Raw genomic sequence first — 19,458 nt, 5'->3', positions numbered from 1 at the left:
AATATTCAATTGACATTCAGCTCCAGCTAAGGTTTTCTATACATCAATTAACGAATTAGCGAGACCCTTTTGAATGACACATATTAACGCTTCATTAAACATCATTTGGTGGTGGCACTTCCCAACGTAGCGGGTGGTGTGAAGCTCTGTGCTCATTTGAAAGTGACCAGAATCAACAAGAAGCCCGCAGAAATGCGGGCTTTTTTGTTAGGTGCGAAAAATGTCGGCAGACTCGGGTAAAAAATTAAGAAAGCGAGATAACTCATGATGTTAAAGACATTTTATAAGGTAGCTGGAATATGAACATGCCCAAACAGACATTCGCACGCTCAAGCACACTCAAGGCGGCATTAACCTACCACAGCGATCCACTACGCTTATATCAGCACATCACCCAAGATGCGCCCCATACTATGTTGCTCGAATCGGCCGAAATCGACAGTAAAGATCACTTAAAAAGCATGGTAATGACCCATGCCGCCATGATGATCCGCTGTGACGGTTATCAGTTGACCTTCACCGCACTGACCGACAATGGCGCGAGCTTACTTGCTCCCATCGCGCTGTTTTTCAGTACAGCAGTCAATGTGGCCCGAGATAACTTGACCTTAGTCGTCACGCTGCAAAAAGACACTCAGCTGCAGGATGAAGATGCACGCTTAAAATCGACCTCGCCACTCGATGGCCTGCGGATGTTTATCCAGCAGATTGATTGTGGCGCCCATACTGACAGCCAGACCAAGCCCGCCTTTGAGGATCTGTTTTTAGGTGGCGTGCTGGCCTACGACTTGATTGATACTGTCGAACCACTGCCTGCCGTACCGAACCGCGATAACGATTGCCCAGACTACTTATTTTACCTCGCTGAAACCTTAATCCTTATTGACCATAAACTGAAACAAGCTGACATCATTACCCATAATTTTAGTGGCGATTCCGACCAGTATGCCACCATTACCGCAGCGCTAAGCGAGCGAGTACAGCGTTTAAGCACACAATGTAAAACTCTGGGTAATTCACCTGCCGATATACCGACACTGGTCGCCATTGACGCAACTGAGCAAGTCAATATTTCCGATGAGGTGTTCAAACAAACCATTATCGATTTGAAAGAACACATTATTGCGGGCGATATTTTCCAAGTGGTGCCATCCCGTAGCTTTAGTTTGCCTTGCCCGAATACTTTAGGGGCTTATCGTGCCCTGCGCCTGACTAACCCTAGCCCTTACATGTTTTATTTCAGAGGCCAAGATTTCACGCTTTTTGGTGCCTCACCAGAAAGTGCGCTCAAATTTGATGCCAGCAGTAATCAGGTGGAAGTCTACCCGATTGCAGGAACCCGCAAACGCGGTAAAACCGCCACGGGCGAGATTGATTTTGACTTAGACAGCCGTATTGAACTTGAACTGCGTTTAGATAAAAAAGAACTGTCGGAACACTTAATGCTGGTCGATTTAGCGCGCAACGATATCGCACGCATCAGCCAAAGCGGCAGCCGCAAAGTCGCCGAACTATTAAAAGTTGACCGTTATTCCCACGTGATGCACCTCGTCAGCCGCGTAACGGGTCAACTGCGCCAAGATTTAGATGCCCTGCATGCTTATCAGGCCTGTATGAATATGGGCACATTAGTGGGCGCACCAAAAGTACGTGCATCACAACTGGTACGCCAAGCAGAAAAAGCCCGCCGCGGCAGCTATGGCGGCGCTGTGGGTTACCTTAATGCCCTTGGTGATATGGACACTTGCATCGTGATCCGCTCCGCCTTTGTTAAAAATGGCACCGCCTTTATTCAAGCGGGCGCTGGCGTGGTATTTGATTCTGATCCACAAAGCGAGGCAGATGAAACCCGTCAAAAAGCCCAAGCTGTGATTTCAGCCATCAAGATGGGCGCTGGACTGCTAGTCAATGAATCGCCAGTAAATGAATCGTCAGCTCAATCCTCTTCAGTGCAATATAAATAGGAGCCAAACATGAAACTCTATCTACTCGATAACTTTGACTCCTTTACCTACAACCTAGTGGATCAATTTCGCAGCCTTGGCTGTGAAGTGGTGATTTACCGCAACGATGTTGCCGCCGATTTTATTGCTGAAAAACTGCTTAACGAACAAGTACCCGCAGCCCTCGTGTTATCACCCGGTCCTGGCGCACCCCATGAGGCGGGTTCTATGATGGCACTTATCGCCAAAGTTGCGGGTAAGGTGCCTATGCTGGGTATCTGCCTTGGGCATCAAGCCATGGTGGAATATTACGGCGGCACAGTGGCACGCGCACCTTTTGTGGTGCACGGCAAGGCAAGTCCGACTTTCCATGACGGTACTGGCGTATTTGCCGGTTTGCCTTCTCCCCTGCCCGTTGCCCGTTATCACAGTCTCGTCGCCACTCAAGTACCGGATTGCTTGCAAGTGATCGCAACCACTGACGCTATGCCGATGGCGATTTTGCACCCTGAGCATAAAGCCGTTGGGTTTCAGTTCCACCCAGAATCAATTCTGACGACGCTGGGCAGCACACTGCTCATTCAAACCTTGGCATTTCTGACCCAAGACATGACAGCAGGAGTAAATGCATGAGTACAAACAATATTCAGCCTTTACTCGACGTTTTATACCAAGGTAAGAGTTTAAGTCGCGAGCACACCTTTGAGATTTTTAGCGCGTTAATTCGCGGTGAAATGAGTGAAGCCACTATGGCGGGCATGTTAGTCGCGCTCAAGATGCGCGGCGAAACCATTGATGAAATCAGCGGCGCCGCCGATGCGATGCGCGCCGCCGCCAAGACGTTTCCCTACTCGAATGGCGATAACCTTAGCAATGGCATCGTTGACATAGTTGGCACCGGTGGCGATGGCTTTAATACCATCAACATTTCCACCACTGCGGCCTTTGTTGCCGCGGCGGCGGGCGCCAAGGTCGCCAAACACGGCAATCGTAGCGTGTCGAGTAAATCGGGTTCATCGGATCTATTGGCGCAGTTTGGCATTGACTTAACCATGTCACCAGACACCGCCAGTCGTTGCCTCGACGCATTGAACCTGTGCTTTTTATTTGCGCCCCACTACCACGGCGGAGTAAAACATGCGGGGCCGGTCAGGCAAGCACTGAAAACGCGCACCTTATTCAATGTGTTAGGGCCACTTATCAATCCTGCCCGCCCCGAATTTATGTTACTTGGCGTGTATAGCCCTGAGTTAGTCTTACCAATAGCAAAAGTATTAAAGGCGCTTGGCACAAAACGCGCTATGGTAGTGCACGGCAGCGGTTTAGATGAAGTCGCGCTGCACGGCAACACCCAAGTGGCCGAATTAAAAGATGGCGACATCATAGAGTATCAACTCACACCCGCCGATTTAGGTGTGCCTTTAGCACAAATCAGTGACTTAGAAGGCGGCGAACCCGCGCAGAATGCCTTGATCACCGAGGCAATTTTGAAAGGTTGTGGCACAGATGCACATGCCAATGCGGTCGCCATCAATGCCGGTTGTGCTTTATATGTGTGTGGGATTGCTGATTCAGTGAAAACAGGAACCTTACTTGCGCTCAGTACCATACAAAGCGGTAAAGCGTTTGAATTGTTAAGCCAATTAGCTAAAGTCAGCAGTGAAACAAAGGAATAAGTGGCAATGACTCAAGAACTGATAACAAATAGCCAAGATATGAGAACTCAGCCACAGGCAGAAACAAACCCTATGCCAAAAAGTAATGTGTTAACCCGTATAGTCGACACCAAAGCTGCCCATATTGCCGCCCTGAAGCTGCGTTTCCCCGAGGCCAGTCTGTCGCCAAAAATCTCTGACCGCAGTTTATTTGCCGCACTCAAGGCGCCCAAGGCGGGTTACATTTTAGAATGTAAAAAAGCCAGCCCGTCCAAAGGGCTTATCCGCGATGTGTTTGATGTAGAAGCCATTGCCGATATTTACGTAAAATATGCGGCGGGCATTTCGGTATTAACCGACGAGCAGTTTTTCCAAGGGGATATGGACTATATCCCTAAGGTGCGCGCTCGGGTGAACCAACCTATTCTGTGCAAAGATTTTTTTGTCGATGAATACCAAATTAAACTCGCCGCCCACCAAGGTGCCGATGCCATTCTGTTAATGCTATCCGTACTCGATAATGCGCAATATCACCGCCTAGCGAAAGAAGCCGCTCAGTATCAACTCGATGTGCTGACTGAAGTAAGTAACGAAGAAGAACTTAAACGCGCCATCGCATTAGATGCGCCGATTATTGGGATCAATAACCGTAACTTAAGGGATTTAAGTACCGACCTCGCCACCACAGAAGCCTTAGCGCCACACATTGGCAGCGACCGCGTGGTGATCAGCGAATCAGGCATCTACAACAATCAGCAAGTACGCCGCCTGAGTCCACTGGTTGATGGTTTCCTCGTCGGTAGTTCGATAATGGCCGAGGCTGATATCGACTTAGCCTGCCGTAAATTGATCTTCGGTCACAATAAAGTCTGCGGCCTCACCCGCATGGAAGATATTCGCGCCGCGGCAACGTCAGGCGCCGTCTATGCCGGGCTGATTTTTGCTGAAAAATCCCCGCGCGCATTAACCCTTAATGCCGCTGAACAATTGCTCAGGGAATATCGCGCATCCGCGGCTCCCGCCATTGAATTCGTCGGTGTGTTTGTTAATGCCGCGCCAAGCACCATTACGGATACCGCAGCCAGTTTGCAGTTATCTGCCGTACAGCTGCATGGCACTGAAACTGAACTTGAAATCGCACAACTCGCAGAGCGACTTGAGCAAGCGGGACTCACTACTCAAATTTGGAAAGCCGTCAGCGTCGATGCGCAAACGGGTGAGCTTGGTAACTTACCTCAGGGAGCATCGCGATATCTCTTTGATAGTAAAACGGCAGACCAATTTGGCGGCTCGGGCCAAGCCTTTAATTGGCAAAGCATTGATGTGAAATCCCTCTGCCCACAAAAAGCCCATGCCATGTTGGCTGGCGGACTCAACGCCGACAATGCGGCCAGTGCCAATGCCCAAGGATTTTACGGTTTAGATTTTAATTCTGGCCTAGAAACCGCCGCAGGAATTAAATCGGCGCAACTGATCCAAACGGCTTTTGCCCATTTACGTCTCTAGCCTATCGCGCTAAGCAAGAAGCCCTAGATGCTGTTGGTGCAGGACAAGAGTGATGCTCAACAAACAATATGAACCTATTAATGCCAGTGGCCAAATAGATAACGATGCGGTTAACCCCAAGACGCTGTTAGCACCATCAAGCCACTGACAAACTGATTGATAAGATAAGGAAAAAGGTATGTCAAAGTTAAAGCTTAACCCTTATTTCGGTGAATACGGCGGCATGTATGTGCCACAGATTTTAGTGCCAGCCCTTAAGCAATTAGAAACTGCCTTTGTGGAAGCGCAGGAAGATGAAGACTTTAAAGCCGAGTTTACCGATTTATTGAAAAACTATGCGGGTCGCCCAACAGCACTGACCTTAACCCGCAATTTAAGCCCAAATCCTATGGTGAAAATCTACCTTAAACGGGAAGATTTACTCCACGGCGGCGCCCATAAAACCAACCAAGTGTTAGGCCAAGCCCTGCTGGCTAAGCGCATGGGTAAAAAAGAAATTATTGCCGAAACCGGTGCAGGACAACACGGCGTTGCCACCGCCCTTGCCTGCGCGCTATTAGGTTTAAAATGTAAAGTCTATATGGGTGCCAAAGACGTTGCGCGCCAATCACCTAACGTATTTAGAATGCGTTTGATGGGCGCGGAAGTGATCCCTGTCACCTCAGGTTCTGCCACCCTAAAAGATGCCTGTAACGAAGCGATGCGCGACTGGTCTGGCAGCTACGAAAAGGCCCACTATTTACTCGGCACAGCTGCGGGGCCACATCCGTTCCCAACAATCGTGCGTGAATTCCAACGCATTATTGGTGAAGAAACCAAGAAGCAAATGCTGGAACGTGAAGGTCGCCTGCCCGATGCCGTTATCGCTTGTGTTGGCGGCGGTTCCAACGCTATCGGCATGTTCGCTGACTTTATCGACGAACCAAGTGTCGAACTGATTGGCGTCGAACCTGCGGGTAAAGGCATAGACACGCCAATGCACGGCGCGCCGCTTAAACACGGTAAGACAGGTATTTTCTTCGGCATGAAAGCGCCTTTGATGCAAGACAGCGAAGGGCAAATCGAAGAATCTTACTCGATTTCAGCCGGATTGGACTTCCCCTCCGTTGGCCCGCAGCACGCGCATCTTAATGCCACAGGCCGCGCCCGTTATGAATCGGCTACCGACGATGAAGCCTTAGAAGCCTTCCAACAACTGGCGCGCTGTGAAGGGATTATCCCCGCATTAGAATCAGCGCATGCTATCGCCTATGCCGTCAAAATGGCGCGCGAGTGCACCAAAGAAACCATTTTAGTGGTCAATCTTTCCGGTCGTGGCGACAAAGATATTTTCACCGTTTCTGACATTTTGAATGGTAAAGAGGTATAACGAACATGAGTGATACATTGACTAACCCAGGCCTTTACCAAGCGGCCCGTTACCAAGCCACCTTTGCCAGACTCAACGCCGAAGGCCGTGGCGCTTTTGTCCCCTTCGTCACCCTTGGTGATCCTAGCCCTGAGTTATCGCTAAAAATTATCGATACATTAGTGCAAAACGGTGCCGATGCCTTAGAACTGGGCTTTCCGTTTTCCGATCCCTTGGCCGATGGCCCTGTGATCCAAGGCGCTAACCTGCGTTCTTTAGCCGCTGGCACGACTCCAACGGCGTGTTTTGAATTACTGGCGCAAGTGCGTGCAAAATATCCAGAACTACCAATCGGTTTGCTGCTGTATGCGAACTTGGTGTTTGCTAACGGCATAGATGCGTTTTACGCCAAAGCGCTGCAAGCGGGTGTGGATTCAGTGCTTATCGCCGATGTGCCAGTGGAAGAATCTGCGCCCTTTAGCGAAGCCGCTAAAGCCCATGGTATTGCGCCGATTTTTATCGCGCCGCCCAATGCCGACAGTGAAACCCTGGAGCAAGTGAGTAAAAGTGGTGAAGGTTACACCTATCTCTTATCCCGCGCGGGGGTGACAGGCACAGACACGAAAGCTGGCGTGCCGGTAGAGGAAATTTTATCTAAATTAAAAGCCTTTAACGCCCCGCCACCGCTCCTCGGTTTTGGTATTGCCGAGCCTTCACAGGTAAGCGCCGCCATCAAAGCGGGCGCTGCAGGGGCGATTTCTGGCTCTGCCGTAGTAAAAATCATCGAAACCCACCAGCACGATGAAGTTAAGCTACTTGCAACGCTTGGGGAATTTACTCGCGCAATGAAGGCTGCAACCTAAGCGAGTCTTGATTTAAATAATCCAATATAAATCAAGAATTCAATTACAAATAAAATAAGTGAGGTAGACTCGTCGCCTCTCTTATTTTGTTTGTATTTACCAAGCTCTATGTTTACTCAGCCTTTATCTCCCTCAAACACAATCTATCAAGGCAATACTGACACTCACGCAGTACTACACTGACAGCGTATTTATTTAGTCACAGTTCCTCGATAGAATGCCCTATCGAAGAAAAACGGACTTTTTATGCAGTATCGGATCTATATTCTCGAATTAACGCCTTGGGGCTGTGGTTTTGAAGGTGAAGTTGCAGGTAAATGCGATAATGGTGCACCAATTTGGTTTTACTACCAAGGTAGCGATCAGCAGGCCGAAATTCGCTTTCCGGTTAACCAATGGGTCACAGTTGAATTGCTTGGCCGATTAGCAAGTGCAAGTCTTCAAGCTGATATGATTAAACAAACGCCACACCAGCATCTGAAGTTTCCGCTGCATAACTGTCACTTTGAAGCTTCAGGACAAATCATCGACATCAGCCAAACACCCGAAGATACAATTTACCTGTTGCAATCAAACCTACCGCTCCCCTTTGATAATGAACTTGGGAAATCCCCTATCTCGCTAGGCCATTGGGTTAATGTAACAGGCGAGCTTTGGGTAACAAATTGGATGAATTGAGTCGATAAAAAAAGGTATAGTGCTAGCCTGTAACAAATCATTCGCCTGATACATATCCATTAGAGGATCCGATGACCATTTCTAAATCTTTACCCGATAACAAACCTCGTACTTTTTTGGGGACACCCAAATTACCGGCAAAGTATGCCACTGTGGTGATGCCATTTTTTCTCTCTATTCTCATGAGTTGTATCGTTTCTGGGATCAGCACTTTCAATGGCGTTGGCGCTTCACCGCAATTTCTCGAACTCTGGCTCGGCGCTTGGCTGATCTCATGGGTTGTCGCCTTTCCGACACTGCTGATGGTGTTACCTTTGGTGCGTAAAATCACAGCTCATTTTGTCGATTTACGCTAGTTTTACGACTTAATCTTCCGATTTAACTATTTTATTTCAAAGCCGTTTTAGGACGGCTTTATCTTGAACTCCTTCTCTTATGCGTACAGCGACTAAAAATTACATCGATAATTGCTCGATCTGTTACCCTGCCAATATTCACTTAAACTAAAACAGTACGACCTACATCATACCAATCGTATTAAATCAAAGCGCTCATTGAGCCCCCTGTCCACGCTTTACAATGGATTTACACTGACCGTTTAGCGGCACCTATGTTTATTGTATAAGGATGACATGACTCCCACCTAAATCAATTTTCCTCTGCTCTCGAACCAACTCAAGCATGAATATAACCCACTGTATTTATATATTTTATAAAAATAGAGCTCGTAAAATCCTAAATGATACATCCCCAAAACGCTGCCTAATTATCACTCCTTTATCATTTACTTATTTGTACCATTAACCGTATCTGCCCCCCTTATTTATCAGTTAAAAGTATTAACCTACAGCCCCACGCAAATGAGAATGGTTTGCATTTGAATATTTTCACATGCTAATTTACCTACCGTTGTCGGGACAGAGACAGCAGGAAATGGCCTAAGGACTGAGCTAAAAATAGCGAGTTGATCAACGCAAGATAAATAGCCAAACAGTCTATTTTGATAACCGCATTCACTTTGGTTTGCGTCCTTAGGTAACTGATTACTGGATCGGCAACGCGCAGTAGCATGTTGCCAAGGAGGCGTAAGTGAGTACACAGCAAAGGGAAATGGATCGCGAAATCTTTGATCTACTTGGCATAGGCATTGGCCCATTCAATCTTGGCCTCGCCGCCTTATCAGAACCTATTCACGACTTTAACTGCTTATTTTTAGATGCTAAAACCAGTTTTGACTGGCATCCAGGCATGCTACTCAAATCCTCAAGATTACAAACACCCTTTATGTCGGATCTGGTGACTATGGCCGATCCCACCAGTCGCTACAGTTACCTTAATTTTGCCAAGCAAACGGGCAGACTTTATCCCTTTTATATTCGTGAGAATTTCTTTTTACCCCGCCACGAATACAACTTGTATTGCCAATGGGTGAGCCAACAACTCAGCAACCTTAAATTTGGTTTTAAGGTCACTCAAGTGGATTACAACGCAGGTGAAAGTATTTATCGAGTTACAGGTTTTGATAGGCGCAGTGGTAAAACCCATTCCTATCAATGCCGAAAGCTAGTGCTAGGCACTGGCACTGAACCTTATCTACCAAAGGATTGCCCAATCCAAGATGCACGGGTCATGCATACCGCCTGTTATATGCAGCAAAAAACCTACCTGCAGAGTCAGAGTGCCATCACTGTAATTGGCAGTGGCCAAAGTGCGGCGGAAGTGTTTTACGATCTACTACAAGATATTGATACCTATGGCTATCAACTCAATTGGATGACACGATCAGCGCGTTTTTATCCCTTGGAATATACCAAGCTTACTTTAGAGATGACCTCGCCAGATTATGTCGATTACTTCCACGAGTTGACCCCTAATCAAAGATGCTCACTGATCGCCAGCCAGAAACAACTCTACAAAGGAATAAATTCTGAGCTGATAAACGACATTTACGATTTGTTATATCAAAAACGTCTATTGGCCGATTTTCAATGCCGACTGATGACGAATGCGGCGCTGACTCATATCGAGCCCCAAGCCAATATGCTCAAGTTGCATTTCCACCACAATGAAAAAAATCACACCTTTGAGCAAGAAACGGGCGCCGTCATTTTAGGCACAGGTTACCACTATCGTTTACCCGAGTTTATCAGTGGTATTAAACAACAAGTCGAATTCGATGACGCCGGACAACTTAGCGTGCAGCGTGATTACAGCATAGATATTCGAGGGGATATTTTTGTCCAGAATGTCGGTTTGCATACCCATGGGATAAGCTCTCCAGATCTGGGTATGGGCTGTTATCGCAACGGCACCATCTTAAAAGCTGTGCTCGGTTATGCGCCCTACCACATTGAGGAACATATCGCGTTTCAAACCTTCGATCCGGCCAAACTTGCCAGTCATCAGCCCTGCGGCGCCAATGCAATTAACACGTTGGATCTTAATCCAAGACATTTTCCTAAGGCGCCACACAGAAAAACTCAAGTTGATGCGCCACAAACTATCCCTCCAACCAAGATTCCAAGTTCTGGCGCAAGTTCAGGCGCGGGAACCAATATGCCGGTCTTAATGGCGCCGAACCAGGAGGCATAATAATGGCAAGCCAATTTAGTAACCATTGTTTAACGCAACTATGTTTAACGCAACTATCCGCTATTTCGAGCATTAATGGTTTCCAGTTCAGAGCGTTAGACCTTACACAAGACATTCCAACACTACAGTCTTGGTTTAACCAAGATTACGCCAAGTTTTGGGGTATGCAGGGCTTGAACCTTGATGCCATAAAAAATCTGTTAGCAACAACAGAACACAAGTTTGCCTTGATAGGTGAATGGCAGGCCAAAGCACTATTTATGGTGGAGCTCTACGATCCCGTCCACGATGAAGTCGGTCAGCACTATCGTGTTGCGCCGGGTGATTGTGGTATGCATCTGATTATCGCGCCGCCAGATGGCAAACCCGTCAGCGGCTTATCCTTGAAGGTGATGGATGCGATAGCGCAGCTCGTGCTTGAAAAACTGGCCTTTAATCGCCTCGTGGTTGAACCCGATCAACTCAATAGCAAAATTCATCGCTTAAATAGCCTGATAGGCATTCGCTATGAAAAAGCGATTCAGTTAAACACTAAAGCTGCTTTCCTCGGATTTTGCACTGCGGCCCAGCGCCTTCAACCATCGAGCACGCCCTCTTTGACGAGCCTAGCCCAAACAACCTCAGCCCTGCCAAGCTCAGCTCAGTCAACGTCTGCTCTGCCAAACTTAGCAGAACAATACTTAGCAAGCCCAACCCTAGCAAAGCCAAGCTCGCACGCGGCATCTGCAACCTCTCCAATGACATTATCGACTCTTTAGGTGAATTAGATGAACTTACCCACAAAAGCCTTATTAATTAACCCATTGCCAACGCAAGATCATCATGACCAAGCAGTACATGCTCAGCAAAGCTCGGCGCTGTCGACAACATCGACTTCTATGCCAGAGCATTTAACCCCCGCCTATTGGCAAGCGGCTAATCGTCATTTAGTGAAGAAAATCCTCTGCGAATTCACCCACGAGAAGCTCATTACGCCGACCCTATACGGGCAAAAAGCGGGGCTCAATCACTATGAACTCAGGCTCAAAGACAGCACTTATTATTTTAGTGCACGACATTATCAGCTAGATCATCTCGCGATTGATGCCGATACCATCCGCGTTTCACTTGCAGGCAAAGAACAAACCCTCGATGCGATGTCGCTGATTATTTCCCTTAAAAATGACTTAGAGATCAGTGAAACCTTACTACCAACCTATTTAGAAGAAATCACCAGCACTCTTTACAGCAAGGCATACAAGTTAGCACATCAGGCAATTCCCGCAGCCACACTGGCGCGAGCCGATTATCAGAGCATAGAAGCGGGTATGACAGAAGGTCATCCGGTGTTTATCGCCAATAATGGCCGGATTGGTTTTGATATGCAGGATTACCGTCAATTTGCCCCAGAAAGCGCGATGCCGATGCAGTTAGTCTGGCTTGGAGTCCGCAAAAACAAAACCACGTTTGCCGCCCTCGAAAACTTGAGTCACGACGCGTTACTCAAGGAGGAGCTTGGCCAACAGTTCACTGACTTCCAACAACGTCTTAAAACGCAGCAGCATGATCCACAGGACTTCTACTTTATACCAGTGCACCCTTGGCAGTGGCGTGAAAAAATCGCCCGCGTCTTTGCCGGCGACATAGCCCGTGGCGATCTGGTTTATCTTGGTGAAGGCAATGAGCAATACCAAGTGCAGCAATCGATACGCACTTTCTTCAATCTTGCATCACCGCAAAAGTGCTACGTCAAAACCGCGCTTTCTATCCTAAATATGGGCTTTATGCGTGGTCTATCGCCCCTTTACATGAGCTGCACACCGCAGATCAATGCTTGGGTTGCAAACTTGGTTGAAAACGATCTTTACTTTGCCCAACAAGGCTTTGTGATCCTGAAGGAAATTGCCGCAATAGGTTACCACCACACCTATTACGAGCAGGCTCTCACCCAAGATAGCGCCTATAAAAAAATGCTTTCTGCCCTGTGGCGCGAAAGCCCACTGCCACACATTGAGCCTAAGCAAAATCTGATGACCATGGCTGCGCTACTGCATACGGATCATGAAGATAAGGCCCTTATTGCAGCCTTGATAGCCGCCTCAGGCTTGCCAGCAAAGGATTGGGTCAGTCGCTACTTAAACCTGTATTTATCGCCGCTGTTACATGCCTTTTTTGCCTACGATCTGGTCTTTATGCCCCATGGTGAAAACCTGATTTTAGTGCTCGATGAATATGTGCCAGTCAAGATTTTGATGAAAGACATAGGCGAAGAAGTCGCTGTACTCAATGGCGCTAAGCCGCTACCTGATGATGTAAAACGCCTTGCAGTAAGCCTTGAAGAAGAGATGAAGCTTAACTACATCTTACTGGATATTTTTGACTGTATTTTCCGCTATTTAGCACCGCTGCTCGATGAGCAAACCAGTGTCAGTGAAAGCCAATTCTGGGAGTTAGTGGCGGACAATGTACGTGATTACCAAGCCCAGCATCCACATTTGGCCGACAAGTTTGCCCAATACGATCTGTTTAAGGACAGTTTTGTACGCACCTGCCTCAATCGTATCCAATTGAATAATAACCAGCAAATGATAGACCTCGCCGACAGGGAGAAAAACCTGCGTTTCGCCGGCGGCATCGACAATCCCTTGGCGGCCTTTAGACAAAGCCATGCCTTTAAGCGCCCTATGCTTAGCAGCGCTGAGCAAAGGACACGTTAACACACCACAAAGTGGATAACCCCGAAACTTTAGCATGGGCCAATGTTGGCCCAGCTTGTTTAACCCCCAACCTAAACGGAATTAAAGATCAACATTATGAAGACTTTTCCTCTCTCCAGCATCGCACTCGTCTGTCGGCAAGCCCTCGTTAACCCGAAGCTATTGCTGTGCTCAGCCATGTTAGCTACGGTTCCCCATGCCACAGCTGACACTGTCGATGCGGATAGTAAGACTAAAAAGCACCAGAAAGAAATTGAAGTCATCAATGTCATTGGCGCTAAGGACTTACACGACAACCGTTATAAAACCCAAGCGATGAACACGGCAACTGGGCTCGATTTATCCTATCTAGAAACGCCGCAGTCGGTCACTTCTATCACCCGCCAGATGATGAACGATCAACAGCTTAATAGCGTGATTGATGCCATGACCAGCGTTGCGGGGATCAATGCCCGCCCAATGGATAACGACAGATACAGTATTAGTGCCCGCGGCATTGCCGTGAGCAGCATTTTGTACGATGGCGTGCCAACCACCTACGATACTCGCTTCAACTATGGGGATAATCTGATCGACACCGCCATCTACGAGCGAGTAGAAGTGGTACGCGGCGCGACTGGCCTCATGACGGGAGCCGGTAATCCCTCGGCGGCCATTAACCTTATCCGTAAACGCCCGACTCAAGAGTTTATGGGCAGCACGTCGTTAAGTGTGGGCTCATGGAATAATGCACGCGGTATGGTCGATGTTTCCAGCGGCTTAAATGATTCGGGTTCTGTGCGCGGTCGCGTGGTGGCCGCCTATCAGGATAAAGATTCATTCCAAGACAGGTACGAGCAGCAGCGCACAACGCTATACGGCATAGTCGAAACCGATATTGGCGATAGCACCTTATTTACCCTTGGTGTCGATTACCAAGATGCCACACCGAGCGGCACTATGTCGGGCGGTTTACCGCTATTTTACAGCGATGGCAGTCGCACTAACTATGATCGTGCCACTTCAACGGCACCCGATTGGGGCTCGGCGCATACCCAAGGCCTCAACACCTTTGCGAGTCTCGAACACAGATTAGATAATGGTTGGAACCTAAAAGGGACTTACACCTACGGCGATAACTCATTGGAGTTCGATGTACTATGGGCCATGGGCTATCCCGATCCTGTAACCAATGTCGGCGCAAAGGCTGGGTCTATCGCCTATGTCGACGGCAGTCGCACCCAACACAATGTGGATTTGCGCGCCGAAGGACAATACCAACTCTTTGGATTAGAACATCAATTGATGTTTGGCTGGAATGGCCAACGCCAAGAGTTCGCCAATCCCTATTATTACCCCACGGCTGCAGTACCGCTTTTAGGGGATTTTCGCGATCCGAACTTCCAATATCCAAAACCTCAATGGAAGGAAACTTATACCACGGGTTCATTTGGCGAAACCAAACAGAGTGCAGCCTATGTAGCAACTCAGCTTAATCTCAGCGACGCGTTAGCTGTCCTCGTCGGATTACGCCTCAATGAGTGGGAAACCGACCAAGATAACTTTGGCGGCCGCTACGATTTTAGCATCAACAACGAACTCACTACTTACTTCGGCCTCACCTACGCCCTGACCGATCAATATTCGCTCTATGCCAGTTATACGGATATTTTTGCACCACAAACTAAGCAAAAAATCGATAAAAGCTATCTAGATCCGGTCAAAGGGAAAAACTACGAAGGCGGAATTAAGGCGAGTTTATTCGATGAGGCCTTAGATATGTCGCTGTCGGTGTTTGAGATCAAGCAAGACAACATAGGCATAGACACTCGCACACTCATTCCCGGCACCACCACTCCTATCTACAAAGAAGTCGATGGCACTAACACTCGGGGTTTCGAATTTGAATCTACGGGTAAAATCACTGATGACTGGAATGTTTACTTAGGCTACACCCAGTTCACCACCGAAGATCCTAAGGGCAAACGCATCAATACCACGTCACCACGTCAGCAGTTAAAACTCTTCACTACTTATACCTTTGGTGGTGATTGGCATAAATTGCAAATTGGTGCAGGGGTTAACTGGCAGAGCCGCGTCTACCAAGATGCCGATAAACCTGTAGGCAATGGTATAGACACGATTAAAGTCGAAGTAGAACAAGGCTCTTACGCGCTAGCGAGTCTAATGGCGAGTTACGCCTTCACCGAGCAACTTAAGCTCAGCGCAAACCTGCACAACGCCTTAGATAAAAGCTACTACAGCCAAGTCGGTCAATATAGTCAATTCCAATACGGTACGCCGCGAAGTGCCAGCTTAACCTTGGACTATCGCTTCTAAGTCAGACTTTTATTGAGATCGTTCGAAAAACCTTGTGAGCCCAAATCTTGGGCTCGCAAGGTAATCATTTACATGGACTTATCGATAACCGCGGGAATCAATCACAACCCTATAAGGAGTGACAATGGCAAGCCAACGGAGAGACACCAGACTGCAAACATTGTGCGATACAGCGCCAAGCCACAACGCGTTGAATCAAACTATTTTGTCACTCAATCAGCTGTTACATCAACGGGCACCCTTCTATGGCGAGCACCTTAGCGCAACGCAGTCCCCTACTGGGTTCAGTTTTGATGAATGGAGCTGCGCCGATACTTATCAAAAACTCATTGCACGTTTTGCCATCGCACACCCTAGCGCAGAAACTCAGAGTGAAACTGAAACTGTAACTGAAGCTGAAACCGAGGCGACTAAAACAGCTGCAAACAGCCGAGCGCACGCTTTCGCCAGTAAAAGCGCTGCGGCCAGTAGAAAAGACACTCGCAAAGCGCTGCATTCACTTTGGGGCCAATGGTATTTTGGCCTTTTAGTTCCGCCTGTGATGGAGTGGATTTTTAACGCCCCAAAAGCCACATTCGAGCCTATTCACTGGCAGCCACAGTCCGTTTTTATGCGGATACACGCAAGTGGCCGAGTGGCAAAATTTGAATTTAAAATAACAAAGCAACAGCCAAATACCGCTTTGACCTTTAAAAAACACCATGGCATCGAACCACTTACCCAAATAAACACTAAGCCAAGTAACAAGATAGACATTGAGGTACACTCGTCATTAATTTCATATAAGCCGCCAGTTGATAAAGAACTCGCCCTACAAGGCTTTATCTTAAACTTACTGCAACCGAGTGTTGAGCGCCTACTCACTTTGAGCCCCGTGCCCGCTAAATTATATTGGAGTCACTTAGGCTATCTGATCCACTGGTATCTAGGAGAGTTGGGATTATCTCAGCAACAAAGTCAGCAACTTAAGCAAGCTCTGTTTCGCCGAACGACCTTTTTTGATGGCACCCAAAATCCACTGTATAACAGCATCAATTTGATTGTTGAACCCAAAGAAGACAGCACAAACATCCAATGTATTCGCCGTACTTGCTGCCTAAGGTATCAACTCGCCAACACTGGCCAATGCCACGATTGCCCACTACTAAGTCGCCCTAACGCTAAGACAAACGCCGCCAAACAAGCACAAGTCTAACTTGCCCATTAAACCCATTTAATGGGCAAGATCGCAATCCTAGGCCCATGGTGCTTTTGCCCTTATGTTGCACATGCTACACTCAAGCCCATGTCTCTTTAACATGATTATTTATGAAACAACTGCTTGATTTCCTGCCCCTCGTCATCTTTTTTGCCGTTTATAAATTTTTCGATATTTATATCGCCAGCGGCGCATTGATCGCAGCCACCGCGCTTCAATTGATCGTGACCTATGCGTTATATAAGAAACTTGAAAAGATGCACTTAATCACCTTTGCGATGGTGACAGTGTTTGGCACACTCACTTTAGTGTTTCACGATGATTCTTTTATCAAGTGGAAAGTGACCATCATCTATAGTTTGTTTGCCATCGCCTTAGGTGTCAGTCAATTGCTCAATAAATCGATATTAAAGTCGATGTTAGGCAAAGAAATGCAAGTAGACGACAAAATTTGGGCTCGCGTAACTTGGTATTGGGTGATCTTTTTCGCCGCTTGTGGCCTAGTCAATATTTATGTCGCCTTTAGTTTGCCATTAGAAACTTGGGTCAATTTTAAAGTGTTTGGTTTAACCGCTTTAACCTTAATTAATACTGTCCTGACCGTATTTTATCTTTATAAACACCTTCCCGAAGATCAACGCAAGGAACTCAAATAATGTGGTATATGATTTCAGCTCAAGATTTTGAGAATAGTTTAGAAAAACGTTTAGCCGCACGCCCAGCCCATTTAGCTCGCCTACAAGCCCTCGCCGATGAAGGTCGTTTACTGATCGCTGGCCCACACCCAGCCATCGACAGTGAAAACCCTGGTGATGCAGGCTTTAGTGGTTCACTGGTTGTCGCAGATTTTGAATCCTTAGTGGCAGCAAAACACTGGGCCGATGCCGATCCCTATATCGAAGCGGGCGTTTACAAAAGTGTTGTGGTTAAACCCTTTAAACGAGTCCTGCCTTAATGAAAATAGTGTCCTTTAACATCAATGGTCTGCGGGCACGCTTGCATCAATTGCAAGCCTTAATCGATAGCCACCAGCCCGACATTATCGGCCTGCAAGAAACCAAAGTGCACGATGAGGCGTTTCCATTAGCCGAAGTCGAAGCTATGGGATATCAAGTGCATTACCACGGCGGTAAAGCTCACTATGGTGTTGCCATGCTGTCTAAAGTCGCACCAGAAAAACTGCAAAAGGGTTTTCCAAGCGATGATGAAGATGCCCAGCGCCGCATGATTATCGGCACATTTACCCAAGCGAATGGTCGTCCATTGACTGTGTTCAACGGCTATTTCCCCCAGGGCGAAAGCATAGACCACCCAACAAAATATCCTGCTAAACGTAAGTTTTATCAGGATTTAATGCACTACTTGCAGACAAATCACAGCAACGATGAAGATATCGCCATCATAGGTGACATCAATATTTCGCCGACCGATTTAGACATAGGTATAGGTGAAGTCAATCGTAAGCGTTGGCTAAAAACCGGCAAATGTAGCTTCCAACCGGAAGAACGTGAGTGGTTGAAAACCTTGCAAGACTGGGGTTTAGTCGACACTTTCCGTCAATTACACCCAGAGCGCATCGAACGTTATTCTTGGTTCGATTACCGCAGCAAAGGGTTCGATGACAACCGCGGCCTGCGAATTGATGTGATTTTAGCAACGCCTTCACTGGCAGCACGTTTAGTCGAATCCGATGTCGATTACGATCTGCGCGGCATAGATAAACCCTCAGATCACGCGCCCATCTGGAGCACGTTCAAAGAGGCTTAATCAGCTAACGTTCGATCATCTTAGTAGACATAAAACATCGGCTTAGGCCGATGTTTTTGTTTGAGAGTGACTTAAGCAGAATGAGATTGGCACAAGTAAGTTAAAAATGAACAGCATACATCGCAGCAAAGTTGTGAGCTTAGCTTCAGCCACAGATTAATCGTGAGCCATGGCATTCACTCGTCGACTCGCAGCCAGTCCATCCTTAGATGCTCGACCGCCCCATCTGATGTGAAAGGATTCACAAATGCCGCGATGGCATGGACGCCAAAGAGCGGCCATGGGGCAGACGGTCGTCTCGCAAATAACCATGGTTCACCTGTTTAGCATCGGCGAAGCCTGTTTGTTTTAAAGAAATAGGTAGCATGCTTTGGGACGTGCGACGTGAAGTCGTATGAAGCGCTGTTCACCGCTTAACGAGTGAACCTTCTGTATCACCAGATGAACCTAGGAGCCTGAATAAAGTAGCGGCTCTGACAATGTAACGAAGATTAGTCTTTGACCAATCGGGATATAAACCGCGAGGGGATGATCCTCCTGATAACCACAAATCGGGTGAGTGCTAGGTAGTCAGTATGATGAATGTAAGTGAATCCGCGTAAGGTGCGTCATGCGATGAAACAGCGGAAGTGGTTAACACGCTGTAGCCAAAAGGCACGAGAGTCGGAAAGAGATTGTCCCATGCTCTTTCGTGATCATTGTACTCTCCGCACCATAGCGGGCATCTAACCTGACATTGCGCGACATACGGAACACGGTAAGCCTGTATCGCTCCCTCTGGGAAAGCCAATATAGCCGATGGCGGTGCAGGTATAGGATGTTGGAGAAAGCAAAGGCTGCATTGTAACGATGCAGATACAGACAACTGTCTGGCACGAAAGTGAGCCCACTTC

Annotated in this window: 16 protein-coding genes and 1 other annotated feature; all 16 genes read left to right on the top strand. The window is 47.6% G+C overall.

The genetic code is table 11. The features are described from left to right. Positions 1-100: 100 nt before the first annotated feature. Positions 101-208 (top strand) — a sequence feature (Trp leader region). A gap of 97 nt (positions 209-305) precedes the next feature. The 16 genes from HQQ92_RS06800 (at position 306) to xthA (ending at position 18,565) form a co-directional block, all read left to right on the top strand. Then, on the top strand, positions 306-1,964 hold the full coding sequence (locus HQQ92_RS06800; protein WP_173244119.1) for an anthranilate synthase component 1: 1,659 nt from the start codon (positions 306-308) through the stop codon (positions 1,962-1,964). Between the two features lie 9 nt (positions 1,965-1,973). Then, on the top strand, positions 1,974-2,576 hold the full coding sequence (locus HQQ92_RS06795; RefSeq protein WP_173244116.1) for an aminodeoxychorismate/anthranilate synthase component II: 603 nt from the start codon (positions 1,974-1,976) through the stop codon (positions 2,574-2,576). Beyond that, entirely contained in the window at positions 2,573-3,619 is a 1,047-nt protein-coding gene (gene trpD, locus HQQ92_RS06790; protein WP_173244113.1) for an anthranilate phosphoribosyltransferase, read from the top strand. Before HQQ92_RS06795 ends, trpD begins: the two co-directional genes overlap by 4 nt. A 6-nt stretch (positions 3,620-3,625) precedes the next feature. Beyond that, positions 3,626-5,104, top strand: coding sequence for a bifunctional indole-3-glycerol-phosphate synthase TrpC/phosphoribosylanthranilate isomerase TrpF (gene trpCF, locus HQQ92_RS06785; RefSeq protein ID WP_173244110.1), 1,479 nt, complete (start codon positions 3,626-3,628; stop codon positions 5,102-5,104). A gap of 178 nt (positions 5,105-5,282) precedes the next feature. Then, complete coding sequence (gene trpB / locus HQQ92_RS06780) at positions 5,283-6,473, top strand: tryptophan synthase subunit beta (protein ID WP_173244108.1); 1,191 nt, start codon at positions 5,283-5,285, stop codon at positions 6,471-6,473. A 5-nt stretch (positions 6,474-6,478) separates the two neighbouring features. After that, positions 6,479-7,315, top strand: coding sequence for a tryptophan synthase subunit alpha (gene trpA, locus HQQ92_RS06775; RefSeq protein WP_173244105.1), 837 nt, complete (start codon positions 6,479-6,481; stop codon positions 7,313-7,315). A 246-nt stretch (positions 7,316-7,561) separates the two neighbouring features. Next, the gene (locus tag HQQ92_RS06770) at positions 7,562-7,993 is read left to right on the top strand and encodes a glycerate kinase (RefSeq protein WP_105252115.1); all 432 of its coding nucleotides are present in this window, start codon (positions 7,562-7,564) and stop codon (positions 7,991-7,993) included. A 71-nt stretch (positions 7,994-8,064) separates the two neighbouring features. Beyond that, complete coding sequence (locus HQQ92_RS06765) at positions 8,065-8,349, top strand: DUF2798 domain-containing protein (protein ID WP_028761002.1); 285 nt, start codon at positions 8,065-8,067, stop codon at positions 8,347-8,349. A 733-nt stretch (positions 8,350-9,082) separates the two neighbouring features. Further along, positions 9,083-10,585, top strand: a complete 1,503-nt coding sequence (locus HQQ92_RS06760) for a lysine N(6)-hydroxylase/L-ornithine N(5)-oxygenase family protein (protein ID WP_105252114.1) — start codon at positions 9,083-9,085, stop codon at positions 10,583-10,585. Positions 10,586-10,587: 2 nt separating this feature from the next. Next, positions 10,588-11,343: a GNAT family N-acetyltransferase gene (locus tag HQQ92_RS06755; protein ID WP_173244102.1), complete on the top strand. Its 756-nt coding sequence runs from the start codon at positions 10,588-10,590 to the stop codon at positions 11,341-11,343. A 9-nt stretch (positions 11,344-11,352) separates the two neighbouring features. After that, on the top strand, positions 11,353-13,281 hold the full coding sequence (locus HQQ92_RS06750) for an IucA/IucC family siderophore biosynthesis protein (RefSeq protein ID WP_173244099.1): 1,929 nt from the start codon (positions 11,353-11,355) through the stop codon (positions 13,279-13,281). A 96-nt stretch (positions 13,282-13,377) separates the two neighbouring features. Further along, positions 13,378-15,600 carry a TonB-dependent siderophore receptor gene (locus HQQ92_RS06745; protein WP_105252111.1) on the top strand — a complete coding sequence of 741 codons (2,223 nt, stop codon included), beginning with the start codon at positions 13,378-13,380 and terminating at the stop codon, positions 15,598-15,600. A gap of 124 nt (positions 15,601-15,724) precedes the next feature. Continuing rightward, a complete protein-coding gene (gene fhuF / locus HQQ92_RS06740; protein ID WP_173244096.1) occupies positions 15,725-16,795 on the top strand; it encodes a siderophore-iron reductase FhuF in 1,071 nt (356 codons plus the stop codon). Between the two features lie 113 nt (positions 16,796-16,908). Continuing rightward, positions 16,909-17,454, top strand: a complete 546-nt coding sequence (locus HQQ92_RS06735; RefSeq protein ID WP_028761007.1) for a septation protein A — start codon at positions 16,909-16,911, stop codon at positions 17,452-17,454. Further along, entirely contained in the window at positions 17,454-17,753 is a 300-nt protein-coding gene (locus HQQ92_RS06730; RefSeq protein WP_006082200.1) for a YciI family protein, read from the top strand. Before HQQ92_RS06735 ends, HQQ92_RS06730 begins: the two co-directional genes overlap by 1 nt. Beyond that, a complete protein-coding gene (gene xthA / locus HQQ92_RS06725; protein WP_105252109.1) occupies positions 17,753-18,565 on the top strand; it encodes an exodeoxyribonuclease III in 813 nt (270 codons plus the stop codon). Before HQQ92_RS06730 ends, xthA begins: the two co-directional genes overlap by 1 nt. Positions 18,566-19,458 lie beyond the last annotated feature (893 nt).

It is taken from the genome of Shewanella sp. DC2-4, assembly GCF_013248875.1.
In the GTDB taxonomy this organism is placed as follows: domain Bacteria; phylum Pseudomonadota; class Gammaproteobacteria; order Enterobacterales; family Shewanellaceae; genus Shewanella; species Shewanella oncorhynchi.
This window is presented reverse-complemented; position numbering and strand designations above follow the sequence as displayed.

Excerpts from the sequence above, each read along its gene's own strand:
- HQQ92_RS06800 (WP_173244119.1), top strand. The coding sequence starts at position 306 with ATGCCCAAACAGACATTCGCACGCTCAAGCACACTCAAGGCGGCATTA.
- HQQ92_RS06795 (WP_173244116.1), top strand. The coding sequence starts at position 1,974 with ATGAAACTCTATCTACTCGATAACTTTGACTCCTTTACCTACAACCTA.
- trpD (WP_173244113.1), top strand. The coding sequence starts at position 2,573 with ATGAGTACAAACAATATTCAGCCTTTACTCGACGTTTTATACCAAGGT.
- trpCF (WP_173244110.1), top strand. The coding sequence starts at position 3,626 with ATGACTCAAGAACTGATAACAAATAGCCAAGATATGAGAACTCAGCCA.
- trpB (WP_173244108.1), top strand. The coding sequence starts at position 5,283 with ATGTCAAAGTTAAAGCTTAACCCTTATTTCGGTGAATACGGCGGCATG.
- trpA (WP_173244105.1), top strand. The coding sequence starts at position 6,479 with ATGAGTGATACATTGACTAACCCAGGCCTTTACCAAGCGGCCCGTTAC.
- HQQ92_RS06770 (WP_105252115.1), top strand. The coding sequence starts at position 7,562 with ATGCAGTATCGGATCTATATTCTCGAATTAACGCCTTGGGGCTGTGGT.
- HQQ92_RS06765 (WP_028761002.1), top strand. The coding sequence starts at position 8,065 with ATGACCATTTCTAAATCTTTACCCGATAACAAACCTCGTACTTTTTTG.
- HQQ92_RS06755 (WP_173244102.1), top strand. The coding sequence starts at position 10,588 with ATGGCAAGCCAATTTAGTAACCATTGTTTAACGCAACTATGTTTAACG.
- HQQ92_RS06750 (WP_173244099.1), top strand. The coding sequence starts at position 11,353 with ATGAACTTACCCACAAAAGCCTTATTAATTAACCCATTGCCAACGCAA.
- HQQ92_RS06745 (WP_105252111.1), top strand. The coding sequence starts at position 13,378 with ATGAAGACTTTTCCTCTCTCCAGCATCGCACTCGTCTGTCGGCAAGCC.
- fhuF (WP_173244096.1), top strand. The coding sequence starts at position 15,725 with ATGGCAAGCCAACGGAGAGACACCAGACTGCAAACATTGTGCGATACA.
- HQQ92_RS06735 (WP_028761007.1), top strand. The coding sequence starts at position 16,909 with ATGAAACAACTGCTTGATTTCCTGCCCCTCGTCATCTTTTTTGCCGTT.
- HQQ92_RS06730 (WP_006082200.1), top strand. The coding sequence starts at position 17,454 with ATGTGGTATATGATTTCAGCTCAAGATTTTGAGAATAGTTTAGAAAAA.
- xthA (WP_105252109.1), top strand. The coding sequence starts at position 17,753 with ATGAAAATAGTGTCCTTTAACATCAATGGTCTGCGGGCACGCTTGCAT.